26 protein-coding genes and 1 pseudogene are annotated in these 21,624 nt (G+C 39.3%); 8 read left to right on the top strand and 19 right to left on the bottom strand.

The annotated features are described in order from the left end of the window. Positions 1-88: 88 nt before the first annotated feature. Complete coding sequence (locus NSMS1_RS31015; RefSeq protein ID WP_224086359.1) at positions 89-1,429, top strand: transposase; 1,341 nt, start codon at positions 89-91, stop codon at positions 1,427-1,429. Here NSMS1_RS31015 and NSMS1_RS31020 read toward each other — a convergent pair. The 5 genes from NSMS1_RS31020 to NSMS1_RS35220 form a co-directional block, all read right to left on the bottom strand. Next, positions 1,355-3,505: a CHAT domain-containing protein gene (locus NSMS1_RS31020; protein ID WP_224095599.1), complete on the bottom strand. Its 2,151-nt coding sequence runs from the start codon at positions 3,503-3,505 to the stop codon at positions 1,355-1,357. The two genes, NSMS1_RS31015 and NSMS1_RS31020, sit on opposite strands and share 75 nt — an antisense overlap. Then, a complete protein-coding gene (locus NSMS1_RS31025) occupies positions 3,498-5,984 on the bottom strand; it encodes a filamentous hemagglutinin N-terminal domain-containing protein (protein ID WP_224095600.1) in 2,487 nt (828 codons plus the stop codon). Before NSMS1_RS31025 ends, NSMS1_RS31020 begins: the two co-directional genes overlap by 8 nt. Positions 5,985-6,000: 16 nt before the next feature. Beyond that, positions 6,001-6,405 (bottom strand): GNAT family N-acetyltransferase, encoded by a 405-nt coding sequence (locus NSMS1_RS31030; protein WP_224095601.1) that lies wholly within the window; start codon positions 6,403-6,405, stop codon positions 6,001-6,003. Positions 6,406-6,994: 589 nt separating this feature from the next. Beyond that, positions 6,995-7,276 carry a hypothetical protein gene (locus tag NSMS1_RS31035; RefSeq protein WP_224095602.1) on the bottom strand — a complete coding sequence of 94 codons (282 nt, stop codon included), beginning with the start codon at positions 7,274-7,276 and terminating at the stop codon, positions 6,995-6,997. Positions 7,277-7,587: 311 nt separating this feature from the next. Continuing rightward, positions 7,588-7,713: a hypothetical protein gene (locus NSMS1_RS35220; RefSeq protein WP_263432601.1), complete on the bottom strand. Its 126-nt coding sequence runs from the start codon at positions 7,711-7,713 to the stop codon at positions 7,588-7,590. Between the two features lie 253 nt (positions 7,714-7,966). Here NSMS1_RS35220 and NSMS1_RS31040 point away from each other — a divergent pair, with 253 nt between their 5' ends. Together NSMS1_RS31040 and NSMS1_RS31045 are read left to right on the top strand one after the other, a co-directional pair. Beyond that, on the top strand, positions 7,967-8,137 hold the full coding sequence (locus tag NSMS1_RS31040) for a hypothetical protein (protein WP_224095603.1): 171 nt from the start codon (positions 7,967-7,969) through the stop codon (positions 8,135-8,137). 496 nt (positions 8,138-8,633) lie between these two features. Next, positions 8,634-9,590: a hypothetical protein gene (locus NSMS1_RS31045; RefSeq protein WP_224095604.1), complete on the top strand. Its 957-nt coding sequence runs from the start codon at positions 8,634-8,636 to the stop codon at positions 9,588-9,590. 72 nt (positions 9,591-9,662) lie between these two features. On the opposite strand, the gene NSMS1_RS31050 is transcribed toward NSMS1_RS31045, so the two are convergent. Further along, a complete protein-coding gene (locus tag NSMS1_RS31050; RefSeq protein WP_224095605.1) occupies positions 9,663-9,824 on the bottom strand; it encodes a hypothetical protein in 162 nt (53 codons plus the stop codon). 423 nt (positions 9,825-10,247) lie between these two features. On the opposite strand from NSMS1_RS31050, the gene NSMS1_RS31055 reads away from it, so the two are divergent. Then, the gene (locus NSMS1_RS31055) at positions 10,248-10,502 is read left to right on the top strand and encodes a hypothetical protein (protein ID WP_224095606.1); all 255 of its coding nucleotides are present in this window, start codon (positions 10,248-10,250) and stop codon (positions 10,500-10,502) included. A 460-nt stretch (positions 10,503-10,962) separates the two neighbouring features. Continuing rightward, complete coding sequence (locus tag NSMS1_RS31060) at positions 10,963-11,238, top strand: hypothetical protein (RefSeq protein ID WP_224095607.1); 276 nt, start codon at positions 10,963-10,965, stop codon at positions 11,236-11,238. A gap of 515 nt (positions 11,239-11,753) precedes the next feature. Here NSMS1_RS31060 and NSMS1_RS31065 read toward each other — a convergent pair. The 6 genes and pseudogenes from NSMS1_RS31065 to NSMS1_RS31090 all read right to left on the bottom strand — a co-directional run bounded on the left by NSMS1_RS31065 (position 11,754) and on the right by NSMS1_RS31090 (position 15,359). Further along, positions 11,754-12,101, bottom strand: coding sequence for a hypothetical protein (locus tag NSMS1_RS31065; RefSeq protein WP_224095608.1), 348 nt, complete (start codon positions 12,099-12,101; stop codon positions 11,754-11,756). Positions 12,102-12,114: 13 nt separating this feature from the next. Beyond that, positions 12,115-13,452: pseudogene (locus tag NSMS1_RS31070) on the bottom strand (transposase). 163 nt (positions 13,453-13,615) lie between these two features. Then, entirely contained in the window at positions 13,616-13,825 is a 210-nt protein-coding gene (locus tag NSMS1_RS31075; protein WP_224095609.1) for a hypothetical protein, read from the bottom strand. Then, on the bottom strand, positions 13,822-14,097 hold the full coding sequence (locus NSMS1_RS31080) for a hypothetical protein (protein WP_224095610.1): 276 nt from the start codon (positions 14,095-14,097) through the stop codon (positions 13,822-13,824). The genes NSMS1_RS31075 and NSMS1_RS31080 overlap by 4 nt, the downstream gene beginning before the upstream one ends. Next, positions 14,081-14,344 (bottom strand): hypothetical protein, encoded by a 264-nt coding sequence (locus NSMS1_RS31085; protein ID WP_224095611.1) that lies wholly within the window; start codon positions 14,342-14,344, stop codon positions 14,081-14,083. The genes NSMS1_RS31080 and NSMS1_RS31085 overlap by 17 nt, the downstream gene beginning before the upstream one ends. A gap of 208 nt (positions 14,345-14,552) precedes the next feature. Beyond that, positions 14,553-15,359, bottom strand: a complete 807-nt coding sequence (locus NSMS1_RS31090; protein ID WP_224095612.1) for an SAM-dependent methyltransferase — start codon at positions 15,357-15,359, stop codon at positions 14,553-14,555. A 457-nt stretch (positions 15,360-15,816) separates the two neighbouring features. Between NSMS1_RS31090 and NSMS1_RS31095 the strand changes: the two genes are divergently transcribed. Both NSMS1_RS31095 and NSMS1_RS31100 read left to right on the top strand, forming a co-directional pair. After that, positions 15,817-16,008 (top strand): hypothetical protein, encoded by a 192-nt coding sequence (locus NSMS1_RS31095; protein ID WP_224095613.1) that lies wholly within the window; start codon positions 15,817-15,819, stop codon positions 16,006-16,008. A 43-nt stretch (positions 16,009-16,051) separates the two neighbouring features. Further along, a complete protein-coding gene (locus tag NSMS1_RS31100) occupies positions 16,052-16,561 on the top strand; it encodes a thermonuclease family protein (RefSeq protein ID WP_224095614.1) in 510 nt (169 codons plus the stop codon). 9 nt (positions 16,562-16,570) lie between these two features. On the opposite strand, the gene NSMS1_RS31105 is transcribed toward NSMS1_RS31100, so the two are convergent. The 6 genes from NSMS1_RS31105 to NSMS1_RS31130 form a co-directional block, all read right to left on the bottom strand. After that, entirely contained in the window at positions 16,571-17,383 is an 813-nt protein-coding gene (locus tag NSMS1_RS31105; protein ID WP_224095615.1) for a glycosyltransferase family 2 protein, read from the bottom strand. 61 nt (positions 17,384-17,444) lie between these two features. Next, the gene (locus tag NSMS1_RS31110) at positions 17,445-17,996 is read right to left on the bottom strand and encodes a GNAT family N-acetyltransferase (RefSeq protein WP_224095616.1); all 552 of its coding nucleotides are present in this window, start codon (positions 17,994-17,996) and stop codon (positions 17,445-17,447) included. Between the two features lie 83 nt (positions 17,997-18,079). After that, a complete protein-coding gene (locus tag NSMS1_RS31115; RefSeq protein ID WP_224095617.1) occupies positions 18,080-18,673 on the bottom strand; it encodes a hypothetical protein in 594 nt (197 codons plus the stop codon). Positions 18,674-18,833: 160 nt separating this feature from the next. After that, the gene (locus tag NSMS1_RS31120; RefSeq protein ID WP_224095618.1) at positions 18,834-19,466 is read right to left on the bottom strand and encodes a DUF488 family protein; all 633 of its coding nucleotides are present in this window, start codon (positions 19,464-19,466) and stop codon (positions 18,834-18,836) included. After that, positions 19,463-19,960 carry a DUF1392 family protein gene (locus tag NSMS1_RS31125; protein WP_224095619.1) on the bottom strand — a complete coding sequence of 166 codons (498 nt, stop codon included), beginning with the start codon at positions 19,958-19,960 and terminating at the stop codon, positions 19,463-19,465. Before NSMS1_RS31125 ends, NSMS1_RS31120 begins: the two co-directional genes overlap by 4 nt. Beyond that, a complete protein-coding gene (locus NSMS1_RS31130) occupies positions 19,957-20,718 on the bottom strand; it encodes a DNA cytosine methyltransferase (protein ID WP_224095620.1) in 762 nt (253 codons plus the stop codon). Before NSMS1_RS31130 ends, NSMS1_RS31125 begins: the two co-directional genes overlap by 4 nt. Between NSMS1_RS31130 and NSMS1_RS31135 the strand changes: the two genes are divergently transcribed. Further along, positions 20,641-20,847 carry a hypothetical protein gene (locus tag NSMS1_RS31135; RefSeq protein ID WP_224095709.1) on the top strand — a complete coding sequence of 69 codons (207 nt, stop codon included), beginning with the start codon at positions 20,641-20,643 and terminating at the stop codon, positions 20,845-20,847. The genes NSMS1_RS31130 and NSMS1_RS31135 overlap by 78 nt on opposite strands. Here NSMS1_RS31135 and NSMS1_RS31140 read toward each other — a convergent pair. After that, on the bottom strand, positions 20,798-21,622 hold the full coding sequence (locus tag NSMS1_RS31140; RefSeq protein WP_224095621.1) for a hypothetical protein: 825 nt from the start codon (positions 21,620-21,622) through the stop codon (positions 20,798-20,800). The genes NSMS1_RS31135 and NSMS1_RS31140 overlap by 50 nt on opposite strands. Positions 21,623-21,624: the final 2 nt, after the last annotated feature.

The raw sequence follows: 21,624 nt of genomic DNA on the forward strand, positions 1-21,624 counted from the left end.
TTAGCCAAAATAAGAGGGTGAAGAGAGAGGGCTGATGTAGTAGAGTTATTGTCTTCCCAAACGACAACTCAAAAGCCACAATCAACCCATGCCCGATATCTTATCACTCCTGCAATGCCTCCTGCCGCAGATAAACGCTACGACGATGCGGCAATTGAACCAGATAATCCTGGCCATGTTAGCAATGAGTGGCCGAGTGACGATGTTGGGAATTTCTCGTTGGACAGGTAGTGGTGGCAGTTATCGAACGATGTTGAGATTCTTTCATACGGTAATACCTTGGGCGACATTGTTTTGGTTATTCTTTCACAAGCATTTATTTCGTCCGAATGAGATATATTTGCTAGCGGGAGATGAAGTTGTGATAAGTAAATCAGGAAAACAAACTTATGGACTGGATAGATTTTTTTCTAGCCTGGCTGGTAAACCCATATCAGGGCTATCTTTTTTTACATTATCATTAGTCAGTGTTGAGCAAAGGCACTCGTTTCCGATTCAGATAGAACAGGTGATAAAGAGCGATATAGAAAAAAGTAGCTCGTCACCAACCAAAGAAATAAAACCGCAAGAAAAACGTGGGCGTGGGCGACCAAAGGGAAGTAAAAACAAGAATAAAACCCAGGTAGTTCTCACATCTGAATTACTCAGAATTCAGAAGATGATTAAGTCGCTATTTAAGTTATTAGCTAAATTTATTCCCCTTACTTACTTAGTATTGGATGGACACTTTGGGAATAATAATGCCTTGCAGATGGCTCGTCAAGTTAACTTGCATATAATTTCTAAGCTTCGCTCTGATTCAGCATTATATATACCTTATCAACACCCTGACCCCAATAGTCGCTCTCGTCGTAAATACGGAGACAAAATTGACTACAACAACATACCTAAGAAGTATTTATGTCAAAGTACCGTTGATGATGATATCCAAACTGACGTTTATCAAGTTACATTACTTCACAAAGAATTTGCCCAATCTCTAAATGTAGTTATTCTCGTCAAAACCAATCTTAAAACTCATGCTCGTAGTCATGTAATTCTATTTTCTAGTGATCTAAAATTGTCATCTGAAAAAATAATTGACTACTACAAGCTACGCTTTCAGATCGAATTCAATTTTCGAGATGCCAAGCAATTTTGGGGATTGGAAGATTTTATGAACTTAAGTCAAACTGCTGTAACTAATGCTGCTAATCTAGCATTCTTTATGGTCAACTTATCCCATCATCTTCTCGCGGATTTTCGTCTCCTTAATCCCGACTCCGGCATCCTTGACCTTAAGGCTCACTATCGTGGTTTTCGATATGTCCGTGAAATTTTAAAAATGCTTCCCGAAATACCTGAGCCTATTTTATTAACTCAGATTTTTGCCAAACTTACTTCTTTGGGACGTATTCATAACGTTTCTACAGGCGTTGAACCCTCGTAAATTGGCTAAGGTATTGATATTAAAATTTGTTTTGTTAAATTTTTCTTTGAAGTTTCCGCTAGTAAAATCTTTGTCTAATAAGGTAACAGAAGATTTAGTTAGTTTTTTTACATCTTCTACCTCTGCGCGAACTTGAGGTAGTGGCGCTATATCTGCGGGTGCATTAGTGTCATTTAGGCTAGGGCTAGGTATAGATAAACCAGCAATTAAAGCTTGCATTTGTTCCTTGGGTAAAGACTTAGGAACTGCAATTCTTGAACCTAATGTTCCGGCAAAGCTATAACGATTAATAAAGTAATCTTGACCATCATGTAAAACTTGTAATGGCAGGCTTTGAAGAGATTTATCCAAAACAAAAACTAATGTGCCAGATTTGGGTAAATATTGTTCTAAAGGAGCAATTAATTTTTGATAAAGTAATTGAGAATGTGAAAGTATAACACGTTCTTTAGTAAGAGAAGCTCTTTTATCTTGTAAAATATTTAATAGTGCTTCAGAATGATGAATTACTAATTTAGCATCGACAGAGTTATGTTGTGCTGGTTTGTTTGGTAATTTAAGAATGACTTCTATACTGTCGGATAAATCAATTATATTAATTACGGGTGAAGCATTACTTGAGTTGACAATTTGATTTAAAGAAACAAGCTGTAACTTACCGCATTTAAGGTAATCTTCTAATTCTGCTGTTTGAAGTTGGTCATGAATCTGAGTAATTAAATCTAAATCAGGTGTATTGCTTGCAGCCAGCAACTTCATATAATTACGATAAACCGGGTCTACCTTTTCATAAAAGAAGAACTGTAAATCAGAGTTACTTGATAAAAGCTCATGTCGAATATTTGTAATATTTTCAATGGCTGTGTGATAAGTAGAAAGAGCTAATTTAACTTTTCCTTGGTTTTGATATAATTTTGCTAACTGCACTTGTAACTCGTATGCAATATCTTCTGCATGAACTGACTGCGCTAGAGTTAAAGCTGTTTCTATATAATCAAGTGATTTTTCTGGGTTTAATTTAGCCAATAGCCCTAAAATACGAGCTTCTAGCTTTTGGCTTTTAATATTTTTGGCTAGTTGCCAAGTGTCTTGTGCAAACTGAATAGCTTCTAATTGAATCTGCTTATCAGATATTTTACTTAAACTATTAACAAATTTTAATCTAGCTTGGATAGATTGCTCAGTTGGTAAACTAGAAAAGTACGAAGAGGATTGTAATATTAAATTTATTAATGGTCGAATCTGTTGATTGATTTTTGTATAAACGTCGAGATAGCTAGGTTTGTTCTTTAGCCATCCTTGAAAATCTAATAGTAAATCTAAACAGTTTAATTGAGCTTGAACTTTAATAATTGTAGGCTTGTCCGCATCATTAGTTAAAAGTTGATAATTAGTTAAAGCTTCCTGTGCTTTTTTCGGAATAAGATTGACAATTGCATCTTTTAATAATGGTTCCTCAACCCAGTTATATTGATATTTGATTTGTTTATAAATATCCCTTTTTGTATTACCTAATGACAGTCTAACATTGTTAGCTTGTTCTAAAGATAAAGTTTTGATAGATAATAGCTGCTCTAAAACTATTTCCGATTGATTTAATTTGTAATTTAGACGTAGGGTTTCCCCTAAACTTTGTAATGCTAGTAAGTTAGCTGGGGTTAAAAGAATACGTTTAATTGTTGTTGCTAAACTTTCCCCGTCTTGTCCAGATGCAGATAATAATGTATATTCACACAGCTTTTCTTCCAGCTTTAGTGCTTCCACCAATTTTTTACAAGCCTGAGAATTTAATCCTAACTTTTGCAGTGCAAAGTTTTGATAGACTAAGCTGGCTGTAATTCCTTCTTGATCATTTAGTTGGTGATAAAGTTTTGTTGCTTCTTGCCAAGTTTTCAGTGCTTGGGCAGGCTGACCTCTACTCAACTGTTCTCTACCAGAAGCAATTAAAAGTTGAACTTGTTGTGGGTTTGGATTATTTCTAACTGAGCCAGCTAACAAAACAAGTGGCGAACTCCATACCATTGTTAAAGTCAAAATACTCAAAAGTAAGTATTTAAACCACAGTTTTTTATTCATTTTTAGCGCTTTCAACCGATGGGGACACTTGCGTGACTGACGAGCATGAACGAGCGTCTGCAACGCTATTAGGAGTTACATTATTTGATTTAGTTGCAACTAACCTAATTTGTCTTTTAGCATCAATTACCCAACCCTGAGCTTCCACGATTTGCGTAGGTTCTTCAATTTTTGGGACTTGTATTTTAGCTAAACGTTCATTTTCTTCAACTAAATCAGTTTCTAAAAACGCCTGATTATATAGTGGATCATCAATGCTCGTTGGCACACTCTCTCTGCCTTTAACAATGAAACTACCTACAGCGTCAGGATTTCCGTGACAATGTGATGCAATTTTTGATTTTGATATGGGTGATTCTTGTTTAACCTCAGTAAGTTGTGGTTGAGTTTGGGGTGCATTTATTTCAACATTGCCATTAATCCCTAGTACAGAACTAGCTGTTATTTGAGTATCAGGAGATACAACAATAAATTGAGCGTTAATTTCAACATTCCCGCCTTGCCCTGCGAAAGCATTAGCCGTAATTTCGCTATTGTTGGAGCCGATTAAGGTATTTGTATTAATAACTATATTCCCTCCATCACCATTTAAGTCTTGCTGCCCAGCAGTTGCAGAAATCCCGCCCTTTAATAAGTTAATATTATTTGCTTGAATTTTAATATCTCCTCCTTGCCCAATAGAAGAAGTTGCTGCTATACCTGCGTTATTAATGTTGACTCTATTAGCTGCTATTTGAATACTTCCAGCATTACCAAAACCATCATTTCTAACATTAATTAGAGCGCCGTCCGTAATCTTTAATTGGTTAGTATTGATAGTTATATTGCCTGACTCTCCAGAAGGTTTAGGTGGAAGTCTAAATAGTCTTTGTAAAACTGGAGAAACAAGATTAGCAGATGAAATAATGAGGCTAGGTACTTGCTCATTAGGAATCGTACCGCTAATATCCACAAATTTAGAGGCATTAATTGTAAGACTACCGCTATTACCACTTGCTAAAGTAGAGGTATCAATTCGCGCTCCATTATTAACTGTCAAACTTTCTGCATTAATTGTTAAATTTCCAGCATTACCAGAATTTAAAGTAATAGAAGAGATAGCAGATGGTTGAAGTGTTCCCGGTATGTAACCCACTACTTCTACAGAATTTTTTGCATTTATCGTTACATCTCCACCTTTACCTGTACCAAAATTTGAAGAAGTTAAATTACCTCCATCTGTGATAAATAACTTACCAGTTGATAAATTTATATTTCCTGCATTTCCAGAAGTAAAAGTTCCACTACTAATCAGGCTAAAAACTCCTGTATTAAAAGGAGAGTATCCCAACAAATATACGAAGCTTTTTGAGTTAATAGTTATATCTCCACTGGAGGCACTACTAAAAGTTAGGTTATTTATTTGCCCTCCATTTTTTAAAACTAATTGTGGAGTAGAAATATTGATATCCCCACCTCTACCTGTTCCTAAAGTTTCATTTCGTAAACTACCAGCAATTCTAGCTACTGGATCGCTGCCACTTATCTCTAGTGAATTAGAGGCATTTAAAGTTAAAGTTCCCCCCGTAAGTTCTCCTTGATTTTGGATTAACACTACTGAACCATCTGCTAGTGTAACCCTATTCCCTTGTATCTGTATAGAACCACTATTAGTACCACTAGTATCAGCTAAGGCACGTTCTGACAAATGAATGTTTCCAAAAGAAGGTACTGTTTGATAACTCAAAGTCCAACCAGATGCTGTAGAGTTAATATTAACTAAACCACTTTTAACGCTTCCTAATTCAATTCTGCCTCCTTCTGAAATTATTCTGCCCCCCTCTAAAAAAACTTCATTGCCAACAATTGCTAAAGTTTTTTCAGGCAAGACTTGCAAGCCTGTTGAATCAATATTCCTAATAGTTGGGGAGAATGCTGGAGCCGCTAAATTATGACCTGTACCTTGAATATTAATAGCATTTGAACTATTACTAAAGTGCAAACCTACTGGAACATTTATACTTAATAAAGTATCTGTTTTAGGGATTAGAGCATTAAATTCAAAGCCATCTGCGAAAGTAATTTTATTTGCGGTGGAAGCGAGAAAAGAACCGCCAAGACTTAACCGTGCATTTGCTCCAAAAATAATTCCATTAGGATTTATTAGAAATAGATTAGTCCCTCCGTTGGATTTAATTAAACCATCTATATTAGAAATATTTGTTCCAGTAATTCGAGTAAAAATATTTTTAACATTTAAAGCATTATTAAAGTAAGCTGTCATCCCTGTAGGAATAGAGAAATTAGAAAAGCTATGATATAAATTACTTTCAGCCTGTGTTCCACCTTCTAATAGAAAAGTATTTTCTTGTTTATTAACTAAAGAGTTATTTGGTAACGTGCTATCAGGTATAACTTGCGCTTCAGAGGAAGATATAAGTAAAAAATTAAGCGAAAAGCAACTAAAAATAAACCTATAAAAACTAGAAATATTAATCATAATTTATTTGATGTTCTCAGTTAGATTTTTCATATTTCATAAACATCACAAAAGCTTTAAAAAAGTTTTTTCTAAAAATTGAAAAATAATATTTATGTTTTATTGATGAAGGAACTTCTTCAAAGCTAACAGGCACAAAACCTTTGTTAATATAGAATTTTGATAATTTAGATGTTAAGCACTTTAAATAAATAGGATATTCAGCTTGAGAAACTAAATGTTTTACTAAAAAGCTACCTATACCTCGATTACGCCAATTTGGAACAACAAAAATACTACCCAACTCCTGAGTGAATTTAAAGTTTCTTAATTGCCCGAAAGCTATTAAATGATTATTAGCTTCAATAATCCAAAATTGTTTCCATTTTAATTGAGATGGTTCTAGCTTGGCTATAAATGTCCAAAATATAATTAGCCACATATCTGAAGGTGTTGCCTTGCGGAGGTTGCACTGATCAGGTAGTGAATAGTTGTGTTCCAACATTCATAAAAATAAAATTTCAAAAGTAATAACTAAAAATTTTGCATATTATGAACAATTTAGCAAGCAGTTATCTTGATTTTCTCCTAAAAATTGAAAAATCTAATCACAGTAGAGATTTATATAGGTTAATTACGCTGTGCAATTAATATTACATCTATCTATAGATAGGGGAAAACATAAAAATATCTAAATAATAAGCAAATATTTTACTCTATATATTAGGTTTATACTTATCGAAGTAAATTCAGTTTTTGCTTAAAAGGACTATTAAATATTTTTGTGCATATAAGAAAGATGCGTAAAATATCTTTCAGATAGTAGGTTGTCCGTTTTAACAAGTAATATCTAAAGTAGAAAAAGAAAATCAATGAACAGTTTTCTTTAATTTCTGTAGAGTATGTATGCACAAGAACTTAACAGCCTCGTCAACTTAGATAATAATCTGTGTACAAATTAACAAAAGACAGAGGCGATAAGCGGTCGCTTGAGAATGTGCCAGAGGTGCGATCGCATAACGCCCATGAAATCAATCACAAAAGTCATCAACCCGTAGATCGCGCCAGATGTCAGAGACTTGCCAGCCAGAGTTCCCAACGGACTGCACTAGAGGAGAATCGTAGACGGGAAGATGGCGGGGATAGTAATCTGGAGTTGGAGCATCTACATCTAGTTGTGGCTGTGGTGGTTGCTCCTCAATGAGAGGCTCATCATTAGGGATAGTGTCAATTATTGGTTCTGGCTCTTGTACTGGCTGTGAGTGGGCAGATTTCTTGAGAATGCGTAAATCGGCTTTTTTGATGGGTTTCATATTTGTAAAGGTAGAAAGTCTGGAATGAAAAACGAATTTAGCTTTGAATTGGGAGCAAAATAATGGCTGATCTACACTATGAGATTGAGAGAAAAATTGATAAATGATTAATGATAGTTACATTCATCACAAAAGCTGATTCATGGAAATAAACAGTGATGAAAAACCCCGTTCACAGTAGGTGAGGCGGGAATAAGTAAGACCATATCTTATACATAGTACATAAATAATCTATACTTAGACACAACGGACTTAATATTACTACCACAGATATAAGTAAATTAACCAGTAATCTACTGAAATATTTAACTTTAGCCAACTGTTCCATCAAAAATTAAGTCTTCATCCAGAACTTCGTCCCACTCCTCGTCCCAGGACTGCTCGTTGTAGACCTTGGTGGCTTGAGCAATTTTCAGGCGATGAGCAACTGATACCAATTCGCAATTCGCAATTCGCAATTCGCAATTGAAGAGTTGATTTGTTTGAGATAAGTTGAAAAGTATTTAATTTGCATAGTGAGATAAAAGAAAATTCTTATTGTGAAAGGATTTTGCCTAGCCTTATTATATAGTGTGACTTGAAGAAGATTTTGGACACATTTTGGAAGGAGAAGTTGGACAGGTTGCAAGCTGAAATAGTTATAACTTCGTTAAGGCATTAATCAAGCGATCGCAACTTTGGATAAAGAAAATGGACATAATAACAAAAATGGAAGAAGGATATGGACGCAAATCCATAGAAATTCTACTCAGTGTCAAGTTTTCCCTGGCTCCTGGGATTTCTTGCGCTTGGTTGCGATCGCTTGCCGCCCTTGGCATCGCTATTAGTAAAACCTTTATTTTGCATATAGAGATAGTTTGAGCAGTTTAGCTTTCCTTTATGTTATTTTTTGGATGTTTTTGGAACGTAAAGTTGGACATACATTTTTGGAAGGTAAAAGTGGACAACCTGTCCAAAATCTTCTTCAAGTCACATATAGATTCTTGTGTAATAGCTTACAAGCTTTATATTTAAACCGTAAAAATTAAGCATATATCATAGGTGATACACATACTCTAATCGCTACATAGGTGGGTGTTCATTAATTGCGAATTGCGAATTGCGAATTGCGAATTGTGTGTATCTGTGGTTATCTGCTGACCAGTTTTAGGGATAAACAGATTTTCTTCTCCTAAACAAAAGAATTGATTGGGTTGCTTTTTCTTATGTTTACCCATAGTCAGAAGAATGCAAATATAGAATAAATTAATGAAAAGCCCATCCTTATAAGAAGGATGAGCATAGGTTAAATAAACGTTTCTACTATGATGACACAACTCAATACTGCCTCAACCACCTACGGTCTGGAGGTGGGAGCATGAGCCAACCCACCCCCAAGCGCAAAAGACTCACCCCCACAACTCCCGATAAACCAAAGCCAGCCCTAAAGCCAGCACAAGAGCCGGAAAACCCAAGCGCAGTCACGGTTGATGTAGAAGCAATCGAAGTGCCGGAGATGACCGAGGAAGAACAGCGCGATCGCCTGCACCTGGAGCGAAAAGTGGAGAGCGCGTTTGTGGAAGCGGGGAAGGCATTGAAAGAGTTACGCGATCGCCGGCTGTATCGTTCGACGCACAAAACATTTGAGGAATATTGCCGCGATCGCTTTGGATTCACACGTATGGCGGCGGCGCTGAAAATTGCATCTGTGAAGGTGATGGAAAATTTGTCAACCAATGGTTTACAAACAAGCGATGGTTCAAAGTCGGAAAAAATGTCAACCAATGGTTTACAAATTCTGCCAACGAATGAGCGACAGATACGCCCATTAACAAAGCTAGAACCAGAAAAACAACGAGAGGTGTGGATTAAAGCAGTACAAGAAGCTGGAGGAAAAACCCCGTCTGGGCGCATAGTTCAAGATGTTGTAGACCGGATACGCGATCGCACCCCACTCCCTAATCCCTACCGCGAGGGTGAAATCTGCATACTTCAACCCAAGGATAACCCCGACTTGAGGGGCAAGAGCGGCTACTGGGGTGTAGTTACCCATGTAGGTGGGTATAGTTGCACAGTCAAGTGCTGGGATGGCGACTACACAGCCAAAGTCGAGCATTTGAAATCCCTGGAATTGCTGGAGGAGGATTGTCGATTTATGCAGCAGTTATGCGAAAGACTGCGGCGGTTGTATGAAGTGGCAGGACGCGATGAGGCTGTGGATTGGCTGTTGCAGGGATTGGGGAAACAAGCCAAGCCGTATTTGTCAGCATTGCAGGCGAAGCTGTTGGCGGCAGTGGAGAGAGAGTACGGGATTGATCCTAAGCAGAGGAAGTAACCTTCAACAAGTTCAACGTTTACTACTTCGATTATACTATACAGGAAATCTATGATTTGTTGATGGCAGAATTTACAGTGTTAATCTCAAACCTCCAAATGTTGCATCAATGAAATTATGTCCTAAAAGCTGAATCCTAATTCCTCCTATGATTTTCATTAATTCTGCCGCAGTTAGCTCTCGTTCTTCAATTTGACTAGAAGTCAACAAGTCAACAACTTTAATATTAGACATCTTTCTCCTTAATTATTGTTTTTGAGGATAGTACAGTTTTGTCAAAACAACTACTTAACTTCATCATTCTCTAGCTGTTTAACTTAGTTAAATAGCTATATCTATCTAGATATTAGTATAACTATTTGTCTGCGAAACTAAAATAAATATTCAGACATAAGTCATTGAATTATGACGGCTGTAAGTCCATTATGCCTAAAAAGCTCTTTTCATTTTTTATCAACAAATAATTTAGGAGTCAGAGTTCAGAATAATTCTGCCGAATAAACCCTGATTACTCATTAATCATTTATCAATTAAAGCAATGGAACCGCAATATTAGTTTCCAAAAACTCACCTGCAATGGTTGCCAAAGAGATTCTAGATGTGTCTTGAAGAAGATTTTTGACAGGTTGTCCACCTTTACCTAGCTTCCAAAAATGTATGTCCAACTTTACTTTCCAAAAACGTCCAAAAAATAACATAAATAAACAAACTCCTAGCGAAAATGGCATCAGGGCAGAACAAGCCCAATGGATTAACAGTGATTCTGCCCCAGGATGCGATGGCGCAAGCGCTCATAGCGTAGCTGATCGCCTTTGTAGAAGCCTTGCCGATTCTAGCTCCCGTGTTGAATTTGGGAGAGCCGCCGCCAACATAGAAACCATACTATTAAGTAGTAACAAGATATACACATGAATGAAATACTATTGACAACTCTAGAGATTAGATTAACAGTATCTCTAGTAGAGGATAACAACAATGTTTATGAAATTTGTTGGACAAACTTTTCAGTATATTGTTGAAGCAGTAGCAGAAATATTCAGTCCTAATCATGATAATTACCCATCAATTGGTGTTCAGCCTTTTGATGGAGAACCGTACCGAGAAAAATCGTATTATTAGAAGCCTTGGAACCTGACTTTTCACGGGAAGTCCTCAAGCCCAGAAAAAGCGTGACTTTTTCCACAGGTTAATTCTCAATAGCTCTAAGTTAATGAAAATAGCTAATGGAAAAATCAAGGCTTGGGAAACCCTCAAAATGAGCTTTTCCACATCCCGTAAAAAGTCAGCCTTGGAAAAACCTACACTTTAGAGCTTGCTTTCAGTGTAGGATTAAATGAGTAAAGATAGACCTTAAGAATGTGGTAAAAAACCGATGAATGAGATTAATTCTGTAATTGGTTCACTAGTTGGCTCATTAAGTGGTGCAGTTGTTGGTTCAATAGTTGGCTCAGTAGTGGGTGCATTGAGCGGGTCGCCTGGGATTGCCATGCTACTTTCTCTGGGTGGCTCCCTGATTGGCTCTGTTATGGGTTCCCTGTGTGGTTCATTCGTTGGTTTATACTTCGATAACTTGTGGTACGAACACAACAATAGTTATAGCTATGCAAACAATGGATATCCTTTGAAATCTGCTGCTCCTGTAAACTAGTAAGTTTTCTCTTAGCGGTTAAGGGACTTCCAAGGAATAAATTACTCAGCAAAAATCATAAGTTCACATCTAAAAGATAATTATAATCATTCTGAAAGGGTGAGAGGTGGTTGCCATCGGCAAGCACCTCTCACCCTTTCAAATTCGAGAGAGAAAACTCTGCACTGTATAAATCATGTCAGGTGCAATATTATAATTAATATGGATATTTTTATATTTAAAACAACTAATAAAAATTAGGTGCTGCCACAACAAATATCAACAAACCACTTGCCTGAATTGGAAAATTTTTCATGTGTAGAGTTAGTGAGGCGCTGAATTTGTCCTTCAATAGCAGACATAGCTTGATTGGTTAACTCTGAAAGAAAGATACCATAAGGAGTTAAGGTGGTTTTTGGATGATAATCATGGTCTTCAGTTGACGAATTAGCAACAAAGCATTGAAATCATAATAGTCAGAGGTATATCCTGATGCAACTTATCATCATCAACAGTAGATGATCATATTGCTAGTATCACTCTTCTTCATCCGACTCATCTTGCTCGGAATTGTTGTGTGCTTCTCTTTCCCGAAGTAGTAACCGTTGCTCCTGACGTTGAAAATAAAAATCTAATGCTTTACTTGTGAAACCTCCGACAGCTGCACCAGAAATGGCAAAAACGATAGCAGTCTTCCAGCCTTTGATCAAATCACCAGCAATATCTAAACGATTAATGTTCAGCCTGACTACCAACAAATAAGCCAAAACTGCAACAGCCGTATTCAACGCGGCAAATATTCTTGGGGTTGGTTCCTGTTGGCGAAGTATGATCCATTGTGCCAGCCAGAGGAACAGGCTCAAGAAAACTGTTGCAATGGTCAATACCTTAGCCAATTTACGAGGGTTCAACGCCTGTAGAAACGTTATGAATACGTCCCAAAGAAGTAAGTTTGGCAAAAATCTGAGTTAATAAAATAGGCTCAGGTATTTCGGGAAGCATTTTTAAAATTTCACGGACATATCGAAAACCACGATAGTGAGCCTTAAGGTCAAGGATGCCGGAGTCGGGATTAAGGAGACGAAAATCCGCGAGAAGATGATGGGATAAGTTGACCATAAAGAATGCTAGATTAGCAGCATTAGTTACAGCAGTTTGACTTAAGTTCATAAAATCTTCCAATCCCCAAAATTGCTTGGCATCTCGAAAATTGAATTCGATCTGAAAGCGTAGCTTGTAGTAGTCAATTATTTTTCAGATGACAATTTTAGATCACTAGAAAATAGAATTACATGACTACGAGCATGAGTTTTAAGATTGGTTTTGACGAGAATAACTACATTTAGAGATTGGGCAAATTCTTTGTGAAGTAATGTAACTTGATAAACGTCAGTTTGGATATCATCATCAACGGTACTTTGACATAAATACTTCTTAGGTATGTTGTTGTAGTCAATTTTGTCTCCGTATTTACGACGAGAGCGACTATTGGGGTCAGGGTGTTGATAAGGTATATATAATGCTGAATCAGAGCGAAGCTTAGAAATTATATGCAAGTTAACTTGACGAGCCATCTGCAAGGCATTATTATTCCCAAAGTGTCCATCCAATACTAAGTAAGTAAGGGGAATAAATTTAGCTAATAACTTAAATAGCGACTTAATCATCTTCTGAATTCTGAGTAATTCAGATGTGAGAACTACCTGGGTTTTATTCTTGTTTTTACTTCCCTTTGGTCGCCCACGCCCACGTTTTTCTTGCGGTTTTATTTCTTTGGTTGGTGACGAGCTACTTTTTTCTATATCGCTCTTTATCACCTGTTCTATCTGAATCGGAAACGAGTGCCTTTGCTCAACACTGACTAATGATAATGTAAAAAAGATAGCCCTGATATGGGTTTACCAGCCAGGCTAGAAAAAAATCTATCCAGTCCATAAGTTTGTTTTCCTGATTTACTTATCACAACTTCATCTCCCGCTAGCAAATATATCTCATTCGGACGAAATAAATGCTTGTGAAAGAATAACCAAAACAATGTCGCCCAAGGTATTACCGTATGAAAGAATCTCAACATCGTTCGATAACTGCCACCACTACCTGTCCAACGAGAAATTCCCAACATCGTCACTCGGCACTCATTGCTAACATGGCCAGGATTATCTGGTTCAATTGCCGCATCGTCGTAGCGTTTATCTGCGGCAGGAGGCATTGCAGGAGTGATAAGATATCGGGCATGGGTTGATTGTGGCTTTTGAGTTGTCGTTTGGGAAGACAATAACTCTACTACATCAGCCCTCTCTCTTCACCCTCTTATTTTGGCTAAGGTATTGAATGGTCAAAAAGATATAACTACCAGGAGGCTCAAAAGGAAAAAGATTTAGGGAGCCAACCATTACTATCAAGGCAGCAGCAGACAGTAAATAAGCAACAAATAACCCCAAAGTAATTGCCAAAGTCCAGAACCTACCGTGATAGCCCAAGTGATATTTGAGTAGCCATTCTTCTTGAATTGCCGCCATTGCGACCATAAAGATAACCGTCGCCATGAAGTAGTCGAGCATTGCTGTTGTGTCATCTGTGTGTGGCTTTTTTCAGTATAAATTGTCATACCGCTTCTTCATCCGCGAATTGGTTAGGGCGATCGCGGCCGCACGAGTAGGTGTTCCTGCTTGAGAGGGATACAGATCCTTTAACAAGAACGTTGTTGACCAATGTTTTACGCCGGGAAAGACTGAGACGCGCTATAAAACAATTCTCGATTTCAAAAAGGTATTTACCATTGAAAAGTACCGGATTAATAGTCTTAATTAGGGTCAAGTGAGATGGCGTAACCGCCCGGCAAGAGGGCGATCGCCTACTAAAATCAATCGCAGAAACCATCTATACGCAGATCGCGCCAAATGTCAGACACCTGCCAGCCGGAGTTACCCACAGACCCAGTGAGGGGATAGTCGGGGGCTGGAGAAACGTAAGGGTAATATTCTGGTGCGGGTTCATCCTGTTCTGGCTGTGGTTCGACAACTAGAGTATCAGTGAAAGCATCAAGTGGTAAATCTAACTGTTGTGGTGGTTCTTGTTCGGCAGTTTTCTTAAGAATGCGTAATTCTGGTTTTTTAATAGGTTTCATATTGTGAGGAAAAACTAACTTATTTATGCCTGGAAAGAAGGAAATGGGTTGAGGCTTAAATCATATTAAAACAGAAGTAAAAATTTATAAAAGATGGAAAACCCCAACCTTGTAAAAAAGCTAGGGAACTGATAATCAAAGACTATGCTATGTTGACACAACAAATAACTTTCCAAGTACCATAAGACAGGAGGTTATAATGATGCCATTAACTTTCTTTAACAGCCGTGACAAAAAATAGATGTGGCGCATCAAGAATACTGCGGTCAGTAAGTTGGTAAGTAAATCTGCCAAAAGCGGCTCCCTCTTCCCCTGGTTGAATAGCTGATGCTTTCCACCCATAATCAGCAAAGAAAGTTTCCGGCTCATCACAACTAGAAAACCAATACTTAGCCCACTCATCAGACCCATTGCAAACGACTGAGTTGATGACATCAGCACCGAAATAACTTCCAGCTACGGACATATTTTGAATATTTGTTAACAGATTTTTTACCTCTATAGGGTTGAGATAATAAAGAAATCCTTCTAATAGCCAAATTGATGGTTCTGAAGGTTGGTAGCCATTTTCAATGAGCGATTGAACCCAACTTGACTCCTTTAAATCAGCATAAATTGAGTAACGTTCGCAGTTGGGTGTAATCGTGTTTAGAACAGATTCTTTATAAAGCAATACATCGGGTTGATCGATTTCATAAAGATGAGTTTCCTTTTGCCAGTGCAAACGAAATGCTCTGGTATCCATGCCTGAACCTAAAAGAACAATTTGTCGAATATTTAGAGAGTATTTATTTAAGAAATCATCAAAAAAGCGAGTCCGAACGGATGAATATGGCCTCCCTTGTTTTTCATATTCTTCTAAGCGAGGAATAGCGGCTTCAATAGCCTCTTTACCTGCTAACTGTGCTGCTAAGGGGTCAGTAAATAAAGCATCAGGTCTTTGGTTTTCAACCGCTCGTGCTGCTGCCATAACTTTGGCTGTAAAGCTTACATTAATTTCTGTGGTTTGGGACATTTGGTTATGATGCCAGTTAATTTTGAGAAATTTTACTTGATTTGTGTTGCACTAGCATAGTCGTGTTAACTTATAAAATATTATTTGTCCACAAAAATTGTTTTATATCAATTTTGTCTGAAGTGCATGGAATAAAAAGGCTAAAACAGTATTACCAGAATGGCACGCTTGTTAAGCTATAAGGCTTACTCAGGGAGCATTTGTAATTGTTTATGTAGTTCATGCTGGGGCGAGAGTAGGAGATTGACACCAAGCAGAGGAAATGATGCCACAGATACCAGAGGAGTACTACGAAAAAGCGCTAGCTAATGGAATTTCACAGGCAACATTGTACAATCAAGCGATCGCACTTAGAGCGATTGTTAGCCACGGATTTCCAAGAGCAAATTCTATAAATTTGCTCCCGTTAAGGAAAAAATCAATGACAATTGCAGATGCAATATTCTCTCTCTAATCTATGTCCGATACCAAGGTTAATACGGTTGTCTGCATCAACCGCAGTGTCCTAATTGTCTATTACACCCCCGGACAGTGCTGGCAGTTCCGCATCATCAGCCGTTCAGGTGGGATATTTGGCGAACAGAAGATTTATTACAGTGCGGCGGCGGCATTGCGGACGGGGTTGGAGTGGGTGCGGGATGAATCATAGAAAATGCGGTTAAAATTATGACTTGTTGTATAATTCGCCACAAATGAAGTCACCAGGAAGAACAGGAATTATTTTAGGTGCGATTGGTGCAGGAATAGGATTACTCGTAGTTGTGATAACTATGGGACTGATAATTTTCCAGATAAATCAGCAAAATATCGCACTAACAGAGGAATGGACAGTTATCGACGTGGTTGATGGAGATAGATTGACACTTCGACAAGCTGATGGCAAACAAATAAATGTCCGTCTTTGCGGTATTGTTGCAGCTTTGGATAAAGAAGCCAAAGAAAAACTTATATCGCTAATAGCTGCGGCTGAAAATCAGGTGATGATCATCCCGGTAGAAAAAGATAGTGATGGTTACACAGTAGCTGAAGTCATGGCTAATGGGACAGGTGAGTTAGACATTAGCTTTGAGGAGGAATTACTCAAAAGTGGGTTGGCGAAAATGCGAAAATCAGGGTTAGGATGCCCAAACCAGTTATCTTTTGAGCAAGCCGAAAAGATAGCTCAGTCATCTCAAGTTGGGGTATGGAGACAGAGCAAATAAAATCTGCGTTTAAACAAATGCTGGTGGGCGCTCAAGAGCTTTGCGATGGTAAGTCTGAGCAAGTCGTTCAAGCTGGACAATGTGATTTGATGTGAGTAAGTAAACAGAAGAATCTTGAAGAATCTGCTTTAATTCTGTGGCCCACTGACAATAATGAGAACAGCCAATAGTACCCGTAGATGACTGTATATAGTTGACTAAAACCTGGGGGTGAAGTTTAAAGGTACTATTTCCATATTGCTTGGTGCATTGAAGTAGAAATTCGTAGTCAGCAAAGATTTGGTAATTAGGATTCCATTTAAGAGCTAAGTTATGAACATGAGTGAATCCGTTGCTATCAAAAATTTCTTGTTGAGAAATAAGTTGCTCAAGTGTGCAGAATGAATTGCTAGGAGAAGTAAAAACTTTACTAGAACGTATAGTTTTATCGTGAAGAACAACATCACGACGACGCTTTTGTATAGCCATACTGTATTTAACAAAATCATGTTGTTGAAAGAAGTGCTTGGTAGCACAGATAAATTCTCTCTCAAAACTATTGTCATCATCTAAATAAGTAATCAAACTACCAGTGGCTATATTTAATCCGGCATTCCGGGCATAGCATAAACCAAAACCAGTAGATGAATGTTCAATTTCTAGATAAGCTATAGGAAATGGAGCTTGAAGCGTAGCAATCATCTCTCTAGTTTGTGGATTACAGCCATCGTTAACAACTACCCATTCAAAACTATGATCAGTTTGGTTGAGTAAGCTATTAAATGCAACTGTGTAGAGTTGTTGTGGTCTGTTATATGTAGCGGTAATAACTGAGATTGTCATATTTCAGGTTCTATCTGCGATCGCTGCGACTTGATAAAGTTCGGATTTCGAGCGGTGAAGCTTATATGGGACGCTGCCAAGGTTCACTGTACTGTTGATAACCAACGCGCTTGAACGCAGAAATCATCCGCTCGTTCCCCACCCAGGTATCACAAAACACTCTCCAAATGCCTACTTGTTGTAATGTCCGAGTTCCTTGAGACAAAAGATCGTTGGCAAAACCATGTCCCCGGAACTGAGGAAGTACGCCAATATCGTAGATAGTTCCTTCCTCTTTGCCTTGTTTGGCACATCCTGTAAAAATCACTGGTAGCACAAACCCTACAATGTCACCGTCTTCGTTAATCCCAAACTGCCACCAGTCATCTTCATACCAGCAGTCATCTTTTGCCGAATTGAGATATTTCTCAACCTCTTGGTAAGGCGAAGTTGCTGAAATTTTTTTCTGGTGGCTGGCATCCATTGATGAAGCCATTACCTTCGTCACGATGCTGATTAATGAATTGTCGCGTATTGCCTTGACTGGCTCAAAAGTTAATCGTTTTGAAACTTCAATTAATGGTTTTGGTTCATCCCAGACAAAAGGGACTTTAAAATAATTTTGCTGACTCATAGGCAACAGCAACAAGTAGCCGTAAACTGCTCTTTTATGCTACACCATACTACATGCCAGCGTGGCTCCTAGTAATTGAACTTTCATATATGGCGTTGACGTTTGAGCAACAAAGGAGCGATGGCTAAAGCAAATCCCAATATTACGGACGCACTATTATTTTCGGGAACAGCAATTGTTTGGACTTGCAAAGTAGTAATTGGGAAGAGGTAATTAGTATCAAAAATAGAATAGACTTGAAAACTGCCTACAACTGGACTAAAAGGAATATCGCCCGTGAAAGCTCCTCTCACAAAAGAAGCTTCGTAGAGGGCCGGATCACTACTAAGTTGAGGGGTTAAATTTGCACCTTGAAATTGTAGGAAAAGTTGAATACGTTCGTAGCCACTAGCATAACAAAGGTATTGAGGTTCTCCTGTTTGGGAATCGATAATATCAATGCCACCAGAACAAGTCTCAGAATTAACATTGATAGTTCCACTACCCTCTTGAAAGCTGGCTCCACCAGAAAAGCTTAAAAGCTTAAAGAAATCATTGTCAGAATCAAAAGTAGAAAAAAATTCACCAGTACGAGTATCCAAGCGAAAACTGCCAGCATCTGTATTAAATTGTAATAAGGCAGCGTAAGATGGTGTGATAGCGGTAATGCTGACAAACGCCGCATTTATGGAAGCCATTGTTAAATTGAGCAATTTGGGCATATGACGAATGGTGGTATAACTATATGCACAGATGAAGATAAGACGAAAGTTGTGCAATCTGCTATCTAGCTGAAGTAGGAATTAGGTCAAATTGCGCCCATGCGATCGCACAATCATTACCTAGCGGTGTTGCCAATTACGGAACAAGACGCAGACGATAAAACTCATGCAGCAACCCTGACAACACCCCAAGCACACCCAGTTCTGACCACACCCCTAAATCCTCCCCATCCAGAGATACCCGATAATATCCGCAAGGCAACCGATCAGCTACGCTGGGCGGAACGCCATCGCACACCACAGGAAAACCAGAAGCATGACATTTCTCAATTAAGCTTAAAACCTGTGGCGGATAAGTGAGATTTGGTTTTCCGCCTTGTACAATTTTCAGATGTGGACGAGTTTCCCCAACTTCTCCACCCCAAAGTCCTGGCAAATAGACTTGTATGACTTCTTCCCCTACCTGATGCCTGTGGCAGAAATCCTCAGTTTTCTCAAAGCAGCACAGAGTCATATCCTGCGGGTTGCTCTTCTGCTTCCCCACCCACAATTGAATTAACTGGTGCCGAGAATCTAAAATCTCATGAAAACGGCGCTTGTACTCATTCTGCGCGGCTACATCTTTAGCCGAAGATTTCCACCAGTGCAAAAGTTCAGGAGTAGGGGCGAACAGAGGGAGATGCTTGCCAGCCCACCCCTTGGGAGGATACAGCGAAATCGAAACAGCCTCACCCTTGATTTCGCCTTTATAAAATGAGGTAAAAATCATACTACCTCCGTTAAATCATGGGGAGTAACCCAAGCAAGGCGATTGATGAACTTACCCGGCTGTGTTGACTTCGGGAATATGCAAACGCCTTCATCAGTGGGTAATCGTAGGGCAGGCGATCGCCATTCAACCTGATACAACCAAGCATTGTTGATGAGCGACATCCCCAGAATCATGCGAATCTTCGGGCCATCGTTAGCAAAGCGGAAGTTGACCAACTGACCCAAGCGGAAGTGAGGCTTTTGGATAGACAAGGGCTGAAGCTGCCCAGAAGCGATGATTTCACTGTTTGGGACAGAGATGATTCCGCGATCGGTTGCGATCGCATAACTCCACCCGTCATCACTCCACTCAACGCCGCAGCAATAACCGGGAGCTTTCTCCGAGGGCAAGTAGACTTTTTCTAGCAGACTGACGGCGATCGCTGGAACTTGTTGGCCCCAAGGAGGTGAGAAATACCAGCACGTTTCCAGGGCGTAGATTGAGTTAGTCATGATGCCTCCTGACAAGAAAGTAAACTGCATAGATAATCAATGCGTTTCCAAGCAACGGCGGCCTGTCGCGGAGAGCAACTCAATCCGTAAGCGCGACGGGCATCATAATTACCAGGGATGTTTTTAGCTACTCCAATGGGAATCCGAGAAGCCACCTTAGAAATTCCGGGTTCAAAGCTTCGGATTTCATGAGAGAGCCGCACTTGCGTAATGTGATTTCCAATTTGGTTTGTCCAGGGGGTCGGCTGTTGACTGTTGAATAAGCCATTGGGGTAGGCAATGATGAAGATTCGTTTCCTTTCGTGCGGCAAGCCGACTTGTTGTGCAGAGATACAGTTCCATTCGCCCATGTACCCGATGCTGTCAAGGTCACAGATGATTTGGTCAAGTCCGCGATGGAGTAAACCTGTGGGGTTCTCGATGAGAGCGAAGGCCGGTCTGTCGGATTCAATGATGCGGAACTGTTCAGCCCAGAGTGCGGATCTGGGGTCAGTGAGTCCTTGACGGTTGCCTGCATTGCTTGTACCCTGGCAAGGCAGACCTCCTGCCACGATGTCGAATTGTCCTCTATGGCAGTGGTAGGTGGTAATGTCTGAGTGAATTGGGGTTTGGGGCTGTTCATGGCGAAGTTGTGATTGAGAGTAGGGTGAGATTTCGACAAATTGTTTGACTTGGAATTTATGAGACAGACCCGCCTCCGCGATACCGTGATGGCAAAGTCCGCCGATACCGGAGAACAAGGAGAGGACGGATTTCATGCAACTGTCTCCAAGCCGTATTCAGATAAATCAACTTCGACATTAAACTTGATGATTGTTGTAGTCATGATGAAAATTCCTAATTGTGATAAAGCTGTGGCAATAATGAAAGCTGTACAGGAGAATTAATGACTGAGGCGCGATAGTTCAAAGCATGATTCCAATCATTGGCATATTGATACTTAGTTTGCTTGCGTGGTTTACCATAACTGCCCAACGAACCAGCTTGAGAATCAACAGAGTAAAAACAACCGCGAATCGCCCCATCTTGCAAAGCTGTACGTTTGACACCGAAGCCATGCCAGCGAAAACCTGTTGGTAGTTGGTTGAGGATGGCCCAAATTGAGCCAGGATTCGCATTACGTTTGCAGACAGAGCCGATACCTATCCAATCACCAGGGAGGAGGCGAGAGCCATAATTATCGAAGTGCCGCAAATAATCGTCCGGCTCGTATCCTTGTAGTACGGGCATGATGTATGGTGGTGCTTCTCCAGTATCCTGAGCTAACCTATCCAACTCTTCAACCAAGCGATCGCGGCGATGTAAGGTCAAACGTTGATGAGTTAGAATATCTAACCCTGTGATAGAAAGAATATATTCCTCGCACATATAATCCTGAACGACGACAGCCACAAGATTGCAGCAGTTTTTGAATCTCCAGATGACTTGAGCGTAAGTCCTGGTGGGTAAATGATTTTTGTAGCCGTAGAGTCTGGAGATCCGGCTGAACGCGCCACTATCGAAAATCATGGGGTGATTGCCACCATTAAAAGGCTGTTTGCGGCAGGTATATTTGTTGCCTCTTTTTTTGAAGAAACCATTTATACTGAGCATCACAGGGCAGTCTAGTGATGCAATCTTTTCAGGGAAGTTACAACCAAGGAAGTATAGGGGTTCGTTCATAT

This window comes from Nostoc sp. MS1, from assembly GCF_019976755.1.
In the GTDB taxonomy this organism is placed as follows: Bacteria; Cyanobacteriota; Cyanobacteriia; order Cyanobacteriales; family Nostocaceae; genus Trichormus.